Origin of the sequence: Bacterioplanoides sp. (assembly GCF_965219715.1) — a bacterium.
Lineage (GTDB): Bacteria > Pseudomonadota > Gammaproteobacteria > Pseudomonadales > Oceanobacteraceae > Bacterioplanoides.
The window spans coordinates 3,912,140-3,927,345 of sequence record NZ_OZ244785.1; the positions used below are offsets into that span (position 1 = coordinate 3,912,140).

The window sequence follows — 15,206 nt, forward strand, 5'->3', positions numbered from 1 at the left end:
CTACAAAGTTAAAGGAATTGTTATGGACGCTAACAAGCAAAAAGCTCTTGATGCCGCCTTAGGCCAGATTGAACGCCAGTTCGGTAAAGGCGCCATCATGAAGATGGGTGAGCAGCCACGTGAAGCCATTCCAGCAGTATCAACCGGTTCTCTGGGTCTGGATATTGCTCTGGGCATAGGCGGCTTGCCAATGGGACGTATCGTTGAGATCTACGGTCCTGAAAGTTCTGGTAAAACCACCATGTGTTTGTCCGCTATGGCGCAGGCGCAAAAGGCAGGCAAAACCGTTGCTATCATCGATGCTGAGCACGCACTGGATCCGTTATACGCTGAAAAGCTGGGTATCGATTTAGACAGTCTGCTGGTATCTCAGCCAGACACCGGTGAACAAGCACTGGAAATCTGTGACAGCCTGGTGCGTTCAAATGCCGTTGACGTGATTGTGGTTGACTCCGTTGCTGCATTAACACCAAAAGCTGAGATCGAAGGCGACATGGGTGATTCTCATGTTGGTCTGCAGGCTCGCTTAATGTCACAAGCACTACGTAAAATTACGGGTAACGTAAAAAATGCCAATTGTCTGGTGATCTTTATTAACCAGATTCGTATGAAAATTGGTGTGATGTTCGGTAGCCCGGAAACAACAACCGGTGGTAATGCACTGAAGTTTTACTCTTCTGTTCGCCTGGATATTCGTCGTACAGGTTCGGTGAAGCAGGGCGATGAAATTATTGGTAACGAAACCCGCGTTAAGGTTGTTAAAAACAAAGTTTCTCCACCGTTTAAACAAGCTGAATTCCAGATTATGTACGGCCAGGGTATTTACCACATGGGTGAAGTTATTGACCTGGGTGTTAAGTGTGGTCTGGTTGAAAAATCCGGTGCCTGGTACAGCTATCAGGGCGATAAAATTGGCCAGGGTAAAGCCAATGCGTCTAAGTATCTGGAGGAGCACCCGGAAATTGCAGAAGAAATTGAAAACGAAATCCGTGCTCAATTATTAAACCTGCCTGCGGAAACTACTGATTCTGAAGGTGCAGATGCAACCGAAGAAGCCTGAGTTTCTCGATGAAAAAGAATTGCGGCGGACAATAATTGATTTATTGTCCCGTCGCGATTATTCCCGCCTTGAATTATTTCGTAAATTAAAAAAACGTTGCGACGATGCAGAATTATTAGAGCAAATACTCGATGATTTTCAGCAGCGTAACTGGCAATCCGATCAGCGTTTTGCCGAATCATTTCTGAATAGCCGTTATCAGCGTGGTCTTGGGCCCATGCGTTTAAAGCAGGAAATGCGTGATAAAGGTCTGGCCAATGATGTTATTCTGCTGGCTCTGGAAAGTTTAGAAGTTGATTGGTATCAACTGGCTTTCGACGTTGCACAAAAAAAAGCGAATTCGTTGAAAGAATCTGATCCTAATAAAAAACAAAAATTATTTCGTTTTCTGGCTTATCGTGGTTTTAACAGTGATCAGATCGCTTACGCCATGGACGAAATGTAAAATTTGTATATTTGCACCAGGCTGGTGCAATGCATAATTCCCACAGAAATTGTTGTCGCAATAATCCATTCTTTGTAACTTCGGGTGATCTTTTTACCTTACATTTGTTTCACTGTCGCCTCAGTCTATTGACATAAAACGCACCGGTTAACAAACTCGCCCGGTAAGTGGGCTTAGTGCGGTGTTTGCACTCATCGGAAGTCTTAAAACAATAAACATAGCTCCGTGTCGAGGAGGGATATGAGCCCGACTGTACAGGTTGATGTCGTGGTACTTCAGCATTTGCTGAATTTTTGGGATAGCCGCAATATCGATATTAACCCGATCTGGAAGGTACTTGATATTGATGCCACTCAGCCATTACCGCGCTGGGTAGCAGCCGAACGCCTGTCTGGCGTTCATGAATACCTGATTGAACAAGGCTTTGGTGAAGCTTTGGTGGTTCAGGCCGGGCAATACCTGGCGCAACAGAACCTGCCGCTTACCCGATTATTGGCGTGTGGTGAAACGCTGGAAAAAAGCCTGCCCCAGTGTATTCGCTTCACGCACCTGACCGTTGGCAATGTGCAGTTCGAACTGGAGCCACGTGATGAATTTCAGGTTGTCCGAATCGTACCTGCCGAAAGTTCTGACTGTAATTGTCAGCTGCTGATGGCGCTGGCTTGTTTGTCACGTGCGATTGCCGGTGTTCTCGCCGGAACGCTGAAAGCGGGCGAATTATCACTTCATCTTCCCTGGCATATTGCGGATCACAGCAAAATGGAAGAGCTGCTGCTGGTGCCGGTTGTTGCAGATGAAGGCTTTGCGCTGGAGATCAAGTTACCGGCCTGGCAGCGACAAAACCCGGCGCATAACGCCACCGTTTTTCGTCATACCTTACGTGAAGTGGAAAAGGACGATCAGAAGTTCCGTGAATATCTGGCGATTTATGACGAATTGAAAGAGACACTGGAGCAGTGTTTGCTGGAACGTAACGTCAGTCAGGAAGTTGTCGCTGCACGCATGGATATCAGTGTGCGTAACCTGCAAAGACGTTTAAAAGCATTGGGTACGTCCTACCAGAATCTGCTTGATGAAGCACGTCAGGCATTAACCATGAAGCTGATCCGAGATGAAGCAACACCGCTGTATGAGATTTCATTTATGGTGGGTTATACCGAGCCCAGCGCCTTCTACAAAGCGTTTAAGCGCTGGACCGGTAAAACGCCAGGCGAATATCGCCTGACGTTAGCGCCCGAGGCTGAAAAGTCAGACCTCAATGCAGTTTTAGACGAGGTCTGATGACCTTGTTGATATGGCCAACCAGCGTCAGCAGCAGCGTATGCCAGTAGCCGTGCAGTGCAATCTGATGCAGGCGGTACAGTGATACATAAACCAGACGCGCCAGACGACCTTCAATCATCATTGACCCTTTGGTTAAGTTCCCCATTAAGCTCCCGACAGTACTGTAGCGGCTGAGTGATACCAGCGACCCTTTGTCTTTATAAATAAACTCCGGCATGGGTTTATTTTTATGGCGCGCTTTTAATGCCTTAAATAAGTGGCTGGCTTGCTGGTGTGCTGCCTGAGCGCGGGGTGGTACCGGTTTACCATCGTCCTGCAGCATGCAGGCACAGTCACCGAGGGCAAAAATGGCATCGTCTTCGGTCTGCAGATGACGGTTAACCATAATCTGGTTCGCTCGGTTGGTTTCCAGCCCCAGAGTTTTCATAAACTCGGGCGCTTTAACGCCAGCCGCCCAGACTTTTAACCGGGCTTTAATGGGCCCCTGGTCTTTGGTTTCAAACCCTTCTGCGGTTGCTGCGGTAATCAGGGTATTGGTGCGAACGGTTACGCCAAGGTTTTCCAATTCCTTGGTTGCTGCCGCAGAAATACGCTCTGGCAACGCCGGAAGAATGCGATCTCCGGCTTCAATCAGAGTGACCTTCAGATTCTCGGTTTTGAGGTTCTTCATGCCGTAACTCACCAGCTCTTCAGCGGTGTTATACAGTTCAGCTGACAGCTCAACACCGGTTGCACCGGCGCCAACAATGGCAATTTCCAGATCGCGTAATTGCTCATCGTCGCCCACTTTTGCGTTGGCACGTAGGAACTCATTGAGCAGGGTCTGGTGGAATTTGTCCGCCTGTTTGCGGCTATCGAGAAAGATGCAGTGCTCTTTGGCGCCTTCTGTACCGAAGTCGTTTGTCACACTGCCAATGGCGAGTACCAGAGTGTCGTAACTGACCTTGCGTTCAGCCAGAACCTCTTCGCCCTGGTCGTCTAACATCGGCGACAGAATGATCTGTTTGGTTTCCCGGTTCAGGCCAGACATACGGCCGAGTTGAAAGTTAAAGCCATGCTTTTTGCCATGGGCGCGATAGTTCAGTTCGTCGATTCCTGAATCCAAAGCGCCGGTGGCGACTTCGTGCAGCAGTGGTTTCCACAGATGGGTTGGATTGGCATCAATCAGCTCAACCTGAGCTTTGCCCTTACGCCCCAATGAGCGTCCGAGCTGGGTTGCCAGTTCCAATCCGCCTGCGCCACCGCCAACAATGACGATACGTTGCATAAGCGAACTCCGAAAAGTGAATGAAAAAGTGAAAAAACTGCACGCATTATACGGACAAACTGGTCATTTGTGGCCACTTTTCAGAATTTAATACAATGCTCCTTTAGCTGGATGAGTGCTGGTCAAAAAAGCGTAACAATTTTGCGGTAATGGCTTCCGGCTTGTCATGATTCAGCCAGTGGCTGGCATCAGGAAAACGCTCCAGCTTTCCATTGGCTAAATAATTCACGCTCAATTCTGCCATCGGCAGGCTCAAAGCCAGATCCTGCTCGCCCCATAATAATTGGCTCGGTGCGCTAACCATGGCCGGAGCCTGGGGCTGCTGGATATCCCGTAACATACAACGGTAATAATTCAGCATGGCTTTGGTGCAGCCGGGTTGACTCCAGGTGTGTGTCAGCATGTCGATATCGCGCTGATCGTAAGAGCCTTCATTTGAGGTTTTGGTTAAGGTGTCGCGCAGGCGTTTAAAATTAAACAGTGAGATTAATTTTTCCGGCAACCAGGGCAGCTGGAAGAAAAAGATATACCAGCTTTTCAGCCATTGAAGCGGGTTCTTTTTAAGCACCTCAAGAAAGGCCAGAGGGTGCGGAGCGTTAAGAATACTCAGGCTGTGCAGCTTGTCTGAGGAATGAATACCATACCACCAGGCGATACCACCGCCCCAGTCGTGGCCAACTAAATGGCATTTCTGCTGTCCTGCAAACGCCAGCAGTGCATCAATATCGGTTGCCAGCTGATCGATGCGATAGTCGATCAGCTTTGCAGGTTTATCCCCTTTGCCGTAACCACGCAGGTTTGGCACCAGTACACGGTAGCCCGCGGTCGCCAGCGGTGTGATCTGGTGACGCCAGGCCGCCCAGCACTCTGGAAAACCATGTAATAAAATCACCAGCTCGCCGGATTTAGGGCCGAAATCATGAACTTCGAGATTAATACCTGCGTTATCGACCAGCACAGCGGTGCTGGATAACGGATCGAGATAACTGGACATCCTTTCCTCTTTTATATTGGTTTGCGAACCGTTAATAGTCAGCAAGGTCAGCGTTGAAAGCCCCAGATGCCCAGCAGATGGGAAACTGCCAGCACGATAACAATCACTGCCATCGTAGTAATCGGGTAGCGCAGAGCTTTGGGTTGTTTGATATAGGCCTGATGGAGGTGAAGAAACTTCATATGGCCAAACGGACCAACTGCCAGCTGCAGCATCAGCAGGGTTGCGGCTACGACCAGTGCAATTAACAGTAATGGTGTGGCTATTTCAGCGGCAAAAGGCAAAGTCATTATTAATCCGAGGCTAACAGCAGAGAAAGCTTATTCTGACATGCCTGCCGGTTTAATGCTTCTTCTGCGCTGTAAACCGGTAACTGGCTACACAGAGTTAATGCCTGGGTGATTTCTTTGGCGAAGTCGTCGGCATCAATCCGTGCAAGTGCCGTAGCATATTCGTTAAGAATAACCGGCACTGCACTTTCCAGTTCTAATGCGCGACTGAACTCTTCCAGCGCACCAGACTCGCTCGAACCGTAGGTCATATTGCCAATAAAGGAACCGACACGTTCGACAACCCCAGCGTGTAAACCACCTAACATGGCCGGATAAAGGGCGCGTTCAGGATAACGCTGTTGCAGTTGCTCAAGCATATCCCGGGTTTTACTCAGGTAATCGGTTGAAGCGGCGGCAGATGTGCTCAGTAACTCCAGTTCCCTGGCGTGGGCGTAGGCCAGGCCAAACAGGGAAAAGGTATGGTCGGGTGCCAGTGGCAAGAGTTCTTCTGATAGCACTGAAATTTCGCGGTAAGCCGCCAGGCGTTTGGCTTCATCGCTTTCAATCAGCGCGGTGTGCATCAGACGGGAATAGAGCGCCGGAATCAGGCCCGCCGGACCGAGTTTCTGACCGAGTTTGTAAGCTTGCTCAAAATCGCCCTGAAAATGCAGACGCCAGATATTCTGAACTTCGCTTGCCAGAGGCTCAAAATTATCGGCTGCTGCCGCTTTTAAAGCGGGGTGGGCATCACTGCGCTGTGCCTGTTGCTGAGCATATTCCATCAGCTTTGGATATTGCAGTGCTTCTTTTTTCAGGTTGTCTGCACTGGGATAATCGATGAAGGTTGCTTTGGTCAGCTCTGGCCAATGCTGTTTAAGCTTGTCTCCGCTGTAATCGAACTGGCTCAGGGTTTCCGGGTAAGGTGTCCAGGAAGCCGCTTGAAGAGCAGCATCTGAGCTGGCGAAAGCACTGTTGCAGAGCAGTATTAAAGAAAGAACAATGGCGCCAGATAACGAAAAAAGCTTACGAAGCATAAACACAACCTTCATGGTGAAGGCCGCGATTATAGAGAGCCACCGCAAGCTGAGTAGGTGTGATCAGGCCAAGTAATTTGTTAATAGCCTGATCGGTCATGGCTGCGTAATTCAGTTAAATGCATTGCCAGGCTCAACCCCCAGCTTCTTGAGAATCATCGCCAGTGGACAAAAGCCGGTAAACGCTGCCTGGAACATATTGGCTCCGACAAATGCGGTAAATCCCAACCAGTAGATGCTGTGAAATTGCGAAAGGGTGATGCTCAGCAGAATGAATATACCAGCAATGGCAAAGATTAAGCGATCAACATTCATTGTGTTACTCCAGTTGAATTAGATAATTCTAAAATTAGAGTATTCTTATTTAGTTATGTCAATGATTTTTAATGTATCGCTTGTCTGTGTTGGAGATAAGTCCTGTTCTGAAGCAACAGTCGGTTAAATAACCGGAGTTTTATCCGGCAAATTGGCGTTCCCCTTACGGCTTGGCTGGCGATACACCGGGGCTAACCGCTATACTCCCGCTTTTATTTTGTCCGTTCGGATTTAAGCACCGTATGAAAAGCTCAGAGATTCGTCAGAAGTTCCTAGACTTCTTTGCTTCCAAAGGCCACGAAGTGGTGGCTTCAAGCCCATTAGTTCCGGCTAATGACCCAACGCTGCTGTTCACCAACGCCGGTATGGTGCAGTTTAAAGATTGTTTTCTGGGTCAGGATAAGCGCAGCTACACTCGTGCCACATCATCACAGCGTTGTGTGCGTGCTGGTGGTAAGCACAACGACCTGGAAAACGTGGGTTACACCGCGCGTCATCACACCTTCTTTGAAATGCTGGGTAATTTCAGCTTTGGCGACTACTTCAAGCACGATGCTATCAAGTACGCCTGGGAATTCCTGACGTCGGACCAGTGGCTGAATCTGCCAACCGAAAAGCTGTTGGTAACGGTTTATGCTGAAGATGACGAAGCCTTCGACATCTGGAACAAAGAAGTCGGTATCCCGGCGGACAGCATTATCCGTATCGGTGATAACAAAGGTGCAAAATACGCCTCCGATAACTTCTGGCAAATGGGTGATACTGGCCCTTGTGGTCCGTGTACCGAAATTTTCTACGATCACGGTGAACATATCTGGGGCGGTAAGCCAGGTACGCCGGAAGAAGACGGCGACCGCTTTATCGAGATCTGGAATAACGTATTTATGCAGTTCAACCGTACCGAAGACGGTGAAATGCAGCCGCTGCCGAAGCCATCGGTGGATACCGGTATGGGTCTGGAGCGTATCTCGGCGATTATGCAGGGCGTTCACTCCAACTACGAAATCGATCTGTTCCAGGCGCTGTTAAAAGCGGCGGGTGACGTTACCGGTTGTACCGATCCTGAAAACAAATCCCTGCGTGTAATTGCCGACCATATTCGTTCAACTGCATTCCTGGTGGTTGATGGTGTTTACCCATCGAACGAAGGTCGCGGTTATGTATTACGCCGTATTATCCGTCGTGCGGTACGTCATGGTCATATGCTGGGTACACCGGCGGGTTTCTTCCATAAACTGGTTCCGGCATTAGCCGAGCAGATGGGTGAAGCTTATCCTGAGCTGGTGAAGCTGCAGGATCAGGTATCCAAAGTATTACGACTGGAAGAAGAGCAGTTCGCTAAGACGCTGGATAAAGGCATGGGCATTCTTAACGATGCCATTGCCAAGCTGGAAGGCGACACCATTCCTGGCGAAACCGTATTTAAGCTGTACGACACCTATGGCTTCCCGGTGGATTTAACCGCTGACGTCGCTCGTGAAAAAGATCTGAAAGTTGATGAAGAAGGCTTTGATAAAGCCATGGCTCATCAGCGTGAAACCGCCCGTGCAGCCGGTAACTTCTCAGCCAAAGCGGCGGGTGGCTTAGGTCTGGATGGTGAAACTGAATTCTGTGGTTACGACCAGCTGAGCAACACAGGTTCTGTTCAGGCGCTGATTAAAGACGGCGAAAAAGTGGATGCACTGAATGCTGGCGACGAAGCGTTGCTGGTGCTTGATGCTACGGCGTTCTACGGTGAAAGTGGTGGTCAGGCCGGTGATAGCGGTTTCCTGAAAACCGACGGTGTGGTTTTCCAGGTTAAAAACACCACCAAAGAAGACGGCAACCACGTACACCACGGTGTGTTGGTTGAAGGCAGCGTAAAAGTTGGCGATCAGCTGACCGCCGAAGTGGACGCAGAAAAACGTGCAGCAACCACCTTGCACCATACTGCAACTCACTTATTACATGCAGCACTGCGCAAGGTTCTGGGTGAACACGTTGCTCAGAAAGGCTCGCTGGTAACCTACGACAAACTGCGTTTTGACTTTTCCAACCTGGAAGCCATGACGGCAGAAGAAATCGCAGCGGTTGAAACCATGGTGAACGACCAGATTCGCGATAACAGCGAAGTGGTTACCAAGCTGATGAATATCGACGACGCGAAAAACAGCGGCGCAATGGCGCTGTTCGGCGAGAAATACGACGACGAAGTTCGCGTGCTGTCGATGGGTACCGGTGAGGGTGCTGAGCAATTCTCGATTGAATTATGTGGTGGTACTCACGCCAAGCGTACTGGTGACTTGGGTCTGCTGAAGATTACGACCGAAGCGTCTGCAGCAGCGGGTGTTCGTCGTATTGAAGCGGTTGCTGGTCAGGCGGCACTGGATTTTGTTGCTGAACAAGAAGCGGCGTTGAGTGGTATCGCTCGTCTGGTTAAAGGCAGCACTGACAACGTTGGTGACAAAGTTGAACAACTGGTGGCGCGCAGCCGTCAGCTGGAAAAAGAAATCGAAGCGCTGAAAGCCAAATTGGCCAGCTCTGCGGGTTCCGATCTGGCATCCCAGGCAAAAGACATCGCTGGTGTAAAAGTGCTGACAGCCCGTATCGATGGCACCGATGTTCCAACCATGAAAACCACTATGGACGGTCTGAAGGACAAGCTAGGTTCTGCACTGATTATGCTGGCTGCCGATAATGACGGCAAAGTAACTCTGCTGGCGGGTGCGACCAAAGATGTGATTGGTAAAGCCAAAGCTGGTGATGCGGTAAAAGCCGTAGCCGAATACGTTGATGGTCGTGGCGGTGGTAAGCCGGAAATGGCTCAGGCGGGTGGTCAGAAGCCGGAAGGTATCGACCAGGCGCTTGAAGCCTTTGAAAGCTGGGCCGCGGAGCAACTGGGTTAATTCCACCCGGTTAGCCCAAGCTCTTAAGCTGATAAAAAGCCACGTTATTCCCCGTGAATAACGCGGCTTTTGTTTGTCTGGCATCTGTTTGTAAACCGGTCTGCAACCCGGTTTTTTGCTGCAACTCAGTTTTCCTGACTGAAATTCGCCTGAACACTGCTTAAATTCCAGCCAAATCTTTTCTGAATGGGGCATTTAGTGTTTAATTAGCGCCCTTTAAAATCAGTCGACCCAGTGAATTATCATGGCGTTATACGTACAGAAATACGGCGGTACTTCCGTTGGTTCCATCGAACGCATCGAACACGTCGCGGATAAAGTGAAATCTTTCCATGATGCTGGCCATCAGATCGTGGTTGCAGTATCGGCAATGAGTGGTGAAACCAACCGCTTAATTGGCCTGGCAAATGATATCTCCGACAACCCGACTCCACGTGAAATGGATGTGTTGGTCTCTACCGGTGAGCAGGTCACCATTGCTCTGTTATCTATGGCTTTGCAGAAGCGTGGCATTAATGCCCGTTCTTTCACCGGCTGGCAGGCGGGTATGAAAACTGACAACGCCTATATGAAAGCCCGTATTGAAGACATTGATACCAATGCCATGCGTCAGCAGTTAGACGCTGGTGGTGTTTGTGTTGTTGCTGGTTTCCAGGGTATCGACGAAGACAACAACATTACTACGCTGGGTCGTGGTGGTTCTGACACAACCGGTGTTGCACTGGCTGCAGCGTTAAAAGCCGACGAGTGTCAGATTTATACCGATGTTGATGGTGTTTATACCACTGATCCACGTGTTGTGCCGTCGGCGCAACGTATGGAAAAAGTGACCTTCGAAGAAATGCTGGAAATGGCCAGCTTAGGTTCGAAAATTCTGCAGATTCGTTCGGTTGAATTTGCAGGTAAATACAAAGTTCCGCTCCGTGTTCTTTCCAGCTTTGAGGAAGGAGACGGCACCCTGATCACAATGGAGGAGAACAGCTCCGTGGAAAATCCAGTTATTTCCGGTATTGCTTTTAACCGCGATGAAGCCAAAGTTACCGTTAAAGGTGTACCTGACATCCCAGGTGTTGCCTCGAAAATTCTGGTTCCGGTAAGTGATCAGAATGTTGAAGTGGATATGATTATCCAGAACGTATCTGCCGACGGTACTACGGACTTTACCTTTACCGTTCACCGCAACGACTATCAGAAAGCTTTAACGATTCTGCGCACAACGGCTGAAGAATTAAAAGCTCGTGAAGTTACCGGAACTGATGATATCTGTAAGGTGTCTATGGTTGGTGTGGGCATGCGTTCCCACGCAGGCGTGGCCAGCAAGATGTTTAAAGTTCTGGCGGATGAAAATATTAATATTCTGGCGATCACCACTTCTGAGATTAAAATCTCTGTTGTGATCGAAGAAAAGTATTTGGAATTGGCAGTGCGAGCACTCCATACTGCTTTCGGCTTAGATGCTGAAGCAGGCAACGAATAACCTCCGCTCCTTTCCAAAGTTAGTGTTAGAGAGAGCTCAATGATTGATCTCTCTCTAATAACTAAAAATTCTCAATATCCCACTTAAGCCGCTTTCAATCTGGTCATACTGGTCAATACTGGAAGCAAAGGGATGAGAAACCGGCTTTTGCCAACAGCACCCTAAAATCGAACAGGAATGTTAGGAGAACCCTATGCTTATTTTAACCCGTCGTGTAGGCGAAACACTGATGGTTGGTGACGATGTAACTGTTACTGTCCTTGGTGTTAAAGGAAATCAGGTACGAATTGGTGTGAATGCACCAAAAGAAGTGGCTGTGCACCGTGAAGAAATTTATCAGCGAATCCAACGTGAAAAAGACGGTGGTGAGGCTAACGGCAACTACTGATTTTCATCAATCAGTTAAAAGAAATTCCTAAAGCCTTAATTTCTTTGAAATTTTTCTTTGAATTTCTGAAGAACGTGGTATTATGCGCGCCGTGACATGGAGAGATGGCCGAGTGGCTGAAGGCGCACCCCTGCTAAGGGTGTATAGGTTTACCCCTATCGAGGGTTCGAATCCCTCTCTCTCCGCCACGTTCTTTCTGCTTCATGCAGAAGCGTATAAAGATAGTTGACAACTAATGCTAACTACCTATAATACGCGCCCCACGATGCGCGCTCGTAGCTCAGCTGGATAGAGTACCTGGCTACGAACCAGGCGGTCGAAGGTTCGAATCCTTCCGAGCGCGCCATTCTTTTTTAGAATGCCTCCAATCGTGAATTGCCTTAAGAGACGCGCTCGTAGCTCAGCTGGATAGAGTACCTGGCTACGAACCAGGCGGTCGAAGGTTCGAATCCTTCCGAGCGCGCCATTTAAGCATTCTTACAAGAAATAAAATATTCCCATTTATTCTGGCTATTTTAAATTTCTTCGCATCAGCGACGAAGGTGAGAACCTTCTGGTTCGTACTGAGCGCGCCGTTTGAGCACCCTTCCTGAAAAATCAAATATTCCTATTTATCCTGGCTATCTGAATTTCTTCGCATCCGCGACGAATGTAACAACCTTGTTGTCGTTTTCACTGAATTGTCCAGTTCGTGTGCTGCATTGAGCCAACTTATTGTTTTATAACGATTAACCAACAATTCGTAACGGCGTGTTGTGTGCCATCTGCTAGTCTCAAAACTCATGTTTGGAGATGTATATGCGTTGGTCTCATATTCCCCTGAAGCGAAAGTTAATATTCGCCATTTCGGGCGCCCTGCTAATTTCAATTACCCTGTCTACGCTGCTGACTGCTTTTTTAGTGCGTGAAAATACGGTCGAGCGAATATCGGAAAGTGAAATTCCAACGACTCTGGCTGCGGTATCGGCGCAGGTTGCGCTGGAGATTGAAACCCGCTTAGCCGTTGCAAAAACGATGGTTGCTAATACGCCGGTTAACCAATGGCTTGCTTCCGGAGAAAATGCTTCGTTAAAAGACGATGTGTTGGATTACTTACAGCAGGTTAAGCAGCAAGAGTCTGCTATTACAACGTATTTAGTGTCGGGAATTTCTGGCAATTATTACACTCATGAAGGCGTGGCGTTGCAGCTGGATAAAAATAACGAACGGGACGCCTGGTTCTTTGATTTGATTGGTAGTGGCGAGACTCTCAGGCTGGAAGTTGGTATCGCTAATACAACTCAGGTACCAACCCTGTTTATTAATCACCGAATTCCGGGCATGCCAGTTATTACTGGTTTGGGTCTTGAGATAAGTCGTTTGTCGGATTTTATTGGTGAATACCAGTTGGGCGATGAAGGGCTGGTTTATCTGGTTGACTCATCCGGCGCGGTCAAAATTCACCCGGATAAACAGAAATCCAATGCGGCTCATCTGAATGAACGAGCAGAATTAGCCAACCTGATTCCCAAACTCCTGAATAAATCCGGCACTCAGGTGTTCTCAATTTCTGAACCAACTCCACGTCTGATTGCAGCCCAATATATTGAGTCACTGGATTGGTATGTGATTGCTGAGCTGCCAACTGCCGAGTTATTTGCTCCATTAAATGATATGACGTTACTGGCGGTTTTACTGAACTTGGCGTTAGTGGGAGTGTTTATGCTGATTGCCGTGTGGCAGGCTGCATTAATTACCCGACCAATTACCAAAGCGTCATCGATGTTGCAGGCGATTTCCGATGGCGAAGCGGATTTAACTCAGCGGCTCGAAGTGACCAGTCATGATGAAGTTGGCGTTTTATCCGGTGCATTTAATCGTTTCAGTGAAAATATGAGAACCCTGATTGCTCAGTTGGCGGATACATCGGATCAGGTAAGGGATGTGTCGGCACAGGTACAGCAATCGGCAAAATCTTCGCAGCAGAATTCTGAGGATCAGGTTGAAAGTATTGTTCTGGTGGCAACCGCGATTACAGAAATGGGTGCCACGGTGAAAGAAATTGCTGCTAATGCTGAAAAAACCGCATCCTCCAGTCGTGCTGCGGTTGAACAAGCAAACTCCGGCCAGGAAGTGATGAATCACACCTCGGTTGAAATGGGTAATCTGAATCATGAATTAGTTGGTGCGTCGGATGCGGTAGAAAACCTGGCAACCGGGGTCGAACAAATTGGCTCAGTATTAAATGTCATTTCCGGCATTTCTGAGCAAACCAACTTGCTGGCGTTAAATGCTGCGATTGAAGCTGCCCGGGCTGGTGAGCAAGGCAGAGGATTTGCGGTAGTGGCCGATGAGGTGAGAAATCTGGCCAGTAAATCTCAGCAGGCAACGGAAGAAATAAACAGCATGCTGGAAAATCTTCAAAGTGCTTCTGGTCTTGCGGTAGCAGCAATGCGTAAAGGCGGAGAGCGTTGTAATAATGTTGTGTCTGAGTCGTCGAAAGCGCTGGCGGCACTGGATACCGTGTTGCTTTCGATTAATGAGATGACGGATATGGCTACTCAGGTTGCGACGGCAACGGTAGAGCAATCGACTGTTGTAGCCGATCTGGAAAAACACATCACCCATATCAATGATCTGGCAGAGCAAACTCTGGGAGCTTCTGCAGAGACGGCGGTTGTATCGGAGCAGCAGCTGGAAGCCGCTTCCGCTGATTTAAAAGACATTGTTTCTAACTTCCGTTATTAATTAACGAATTCAGATCAGAAAGCCCGGTTAATACCGGGCTTTCTTTTGCCAGCTATTTTTGCCGAAAAAACAGTTCCCGTTGTCACCTGAGTGGTTTTCTTTCATCTGTTTTTGTTGAATCCTTATCCATTCGCACGATGAACAACACAGAGTGAAACATGACAACACTATTTGATCGCGATATTCAGTTAACGGTTTGCCAAAGCCCAGAGCAGGAATTGGCCGATTTTGGTCAGGTTTCTGATAATTTTCTGGTAAACGGTGTGCCCAATGGTGGTTACCTGATGGCCATGATGGCGAACGCTGCTTTAAGTCACAGTGAGCGCCAGGCGCCAGTCAGTATGACGGCTAATTTTCTGCGTCGCAGTGTGCCCGGTGAGATGGCGTTCAAACACGAGTTAATGAATCGCTCCGGTCAGTTTGATCGATTGGAAATTAAAGCGCTGCAAAAAAATAAAGATGGCGATGAAAAAGAAGCCATTCGTGCTTTTGTTACTCTGATGGACGAATTTCCCGGTGATGGTGAATTACGTTATGAACGATCTGAGCCTGAAGTCCTGCCACGAGACGAATGCCAGCGTATGTTGCCTTTCCCTAATTACAGCATTTTTCGCAATGTTATTTCTTTGATGGAGCCGTCTTCGTTTGGCTGGATGAAAGATGAACCTTCGGAGCGTTCTGAGCATAAAGGCTGGATTCGCTTGGCGGACGAACGTCCCTGGGATGCTTTGTCGTTAATTCTTGCCTCCGATGCATTTCCTCCGCCGGTGTTGGCCAGCCAGGGTATGGTGGCCTGGGTTCCAACCATCGAGCTTTCGGTGCAGCTGCGCAAAATTCCGACCAGTCGTTGGTTAAAATGTGTGTTCCGCTCTAACTATATTACCGATGGTTTGGTGGAAGAGGATGGTGAAATCTGGGATGAAGAAGGTCATTTAGTGGCCATCTCGCGTCAGTTAGCGCAGTTTAAGCGTGGTCATGTTTCTAAAACACAAAAGATCAGTATGCGTGCGGCGAGTGCGGTGATGGCAGTCGATAACTGGCGCAGAAAATAGGTAGTA

The 15,206-nt window shown here is 48.5% G+C and carries 13 protein-coding genes and 3 tRNA genes; 11 read left to right on the forward strand and 5 right to left on the reverse strand.

From position 1 onward, the window contains the following. The first annotated feature begins 22 nt into the window (after positions 1–22). The 3 genes from recA (at position 23) to ACOQOZ_RS18230 (ending at position 2,786) form a co-directional block, all read left to right on the forward strand. Positions 23–1,060 carry a recombinase RecA gene (recA, locus tag ACOQOZ_RS18220; RefSeq protein ID WP_420589578.1) on the forward strand — a complete coding sequence of 346 codons (1,038 nt, stop codon included), beginning with the start codon at positions 23–25 and terminating at the stop codon, positions 1,058–1,060. After that, positions 1,041–1,505: a regulatory protein RecX gene (locus ACOQOZ_RS18225; RefSeq protein ID WP_420589579.1), complete on the forward strand. Its 465-nt coding sequence runs from the start codon at positions 1,041–1,043 to the stop codon at positions 1,503–1,505. Before recA ends, ACOQOZ_RS18225 begins: the two co-directional genes overlap by 20 nt. Before the next feature lie 240 nt (positions 1,506–1,745). Beyond that, positions 1,746–2,786, forward strand: coding sequence for a helix-turn-helix domain-containing protein (locus tag ACOQOZ_RS18230; protein ID WP_420589580.1), 1,041 nt, complete (start codon positions 1,746–1,748; stop codon positions 2,784–2,786). Here ACOQOZ_RS18230 and ACOQOZ_RS18235 read toward each other — a convergent pair. The 5 genes from ACOQOZ_RS18235 to ACOQOZ_RS18255 form a co-directional block, all read right to left on the reverse strand. Next, complete coding sequence (locus ACOQOZ_RS18235; protein WP_420589581.1) at positions 2,761–4,056, reverse strand: NAD(P)/FAD-dependent oxidoreductase; 1,296 nt, start codon at positions 4,054–4,056, stop codon at positions 2,761–2,763. The genes ACOQOZ_RS18230 and ACOQOZ_RS18235 overlap by 26 nt on opposite strands. A gap of 103 nt (positions 4,057–4,159) precedes the next feature. Then, positions 4,160–5,050 (reverse strand): alpha/beta fold hydrolase, encoded by an 891-nt coding sequence (locus tag ACOQOZ_RS18240; protein ID WP_420589582.1) that lies wholly within the window; start codon positions 5,048–5,050, stop codon positions 4,160–4,162. A 47-nt stretch (positions 5,051–5,097) separates the two neighbouring features. Further along, positions 5,098–5,340, reverse strand: a complete 243-nt coding sequence (locus ACOQOZ_RS18245) for a hypothetical protein (protein ID WP_420589583.1) — start codon at positions 5,338–5,340, stop codon at positions 5,098–5,100. 2 nt (positions 5,341–5,342) lie between these two features. Beyond that, on the reverse strand, positions 5,343–6,356 hold the full coding sequence (locus tag ACOQOZ_RS18250; protein WP_420589584.1) for a hypothetical protein: 1,014 nt from the start codon (positions 6,354–6,356) through the stop codon (positions 5,343–5,345). 111 nt (positions 6,357–6,467) lie between these two features. Further along, positions 6,468–6,671 (reverse strand): YgaP family membrane protein, encoded by a 204-nt coding sequence (locus tag ACOQOZ_RS18255; RefSeq protein WP_420589585.1) that lies wholly within the window; start codon positions 6,669–6,671, stop codon positions 6,468–6,470. 242 nt (positions 6,672–6,913) lie between these two features. On the opposite strand from ACOQOZ_RS18255, the gene alaS reads away from it, so the two are divergent. From alaS to ACOQOZ_RS18295, 8 genes are all read left to right on the forward strand, one after another. Next, the gene (gene alaS, locus ACOQOZ_RS18260) at positions 6,914–9,556 is read left to right on the forward strand and encodes an alanine--tRNA ligase (protein ID WP_420589586.1); all 2,643 of its coding nucleotides are present in this window, start codon (positions 6,914–6,916) and stop codon (positions 9,554–9,556) included. A 244-nt stretch (positions 9,557–9,800) separates the two neighbouring features. Beyond that, positions 9,801–11,033: an aspartate kinase gene (locus ACOQOZ_RS18265; RefSeq protein ID WP_420589587.1), complete on the forward strand. Its 1,233-nt coding sequence runs from the start codon at positions 9,801–9,803 to the stop codon at positions 11,031–11,033. 193 nt (positions 11,034–11,226) lie between these two features. Further along, positions 11,227–11,421, forward strand: coding sequence for a carbon storage regulator CsrA (gene csrA, locus ACOQOZ_RS18270; protein WP_420589588.1), 195 nt, complete (start codon positions 11,227–11,229; stop codon positions 11,419–11,421). A gap of 98 nt (positions 11,422–11,519) precedes the next feature. After that, a tRNA-Ser gene (locus ACOQOZ_RS18275) sits at positions 11,520–11,609 on the forward strand. 81 nt (positions 11,610–11,690) lie between these two features. Further along, a tRNA-Arg gene (locus ACOQOZ_RS18280) sits at positions 11,691–11,767 on the forward strand. A gap of 43 nt (positions 11,768–11,810) precedes the next feature. Continuing rightward, positions 11,811–11,887, forward strand: a tRNA-Arg gene (locus tag ACOQOZ_RS18285). Positions 11,888–12,219: 332 nt separating this feature from the next. After that, the gene (locus ACOQOZ_RS18290) at positions 12,220–14,148 is read left to right on the forward strand and encodes a methyl-accepting chemotaxis protein (RefSeq protein ID WP_420589589.1); all 1,929 of its coding nucleotides are present in this window, start codon (positions 12,220–12,222) and stop codon (positions 14,146–14,148) included. A gap of 158 nt (positions 14,149–14,306) precedes the next feature. Continuing rightward, the gene (locus ACOQOZ_RS18295) at positions 14,307–15,200 is read left to right on the forward strand and encodes a thioesterase family protein (RefSeq protein WP_420589590.1); all 894 of its coding nucleotides are present in this window, start codon (positions 14,307–14,309) and stop codon (positions 15,198–15,200) included. The last annotated feature ends 6 nt before the right edge of the window (positions 15,201–15,206 follow it).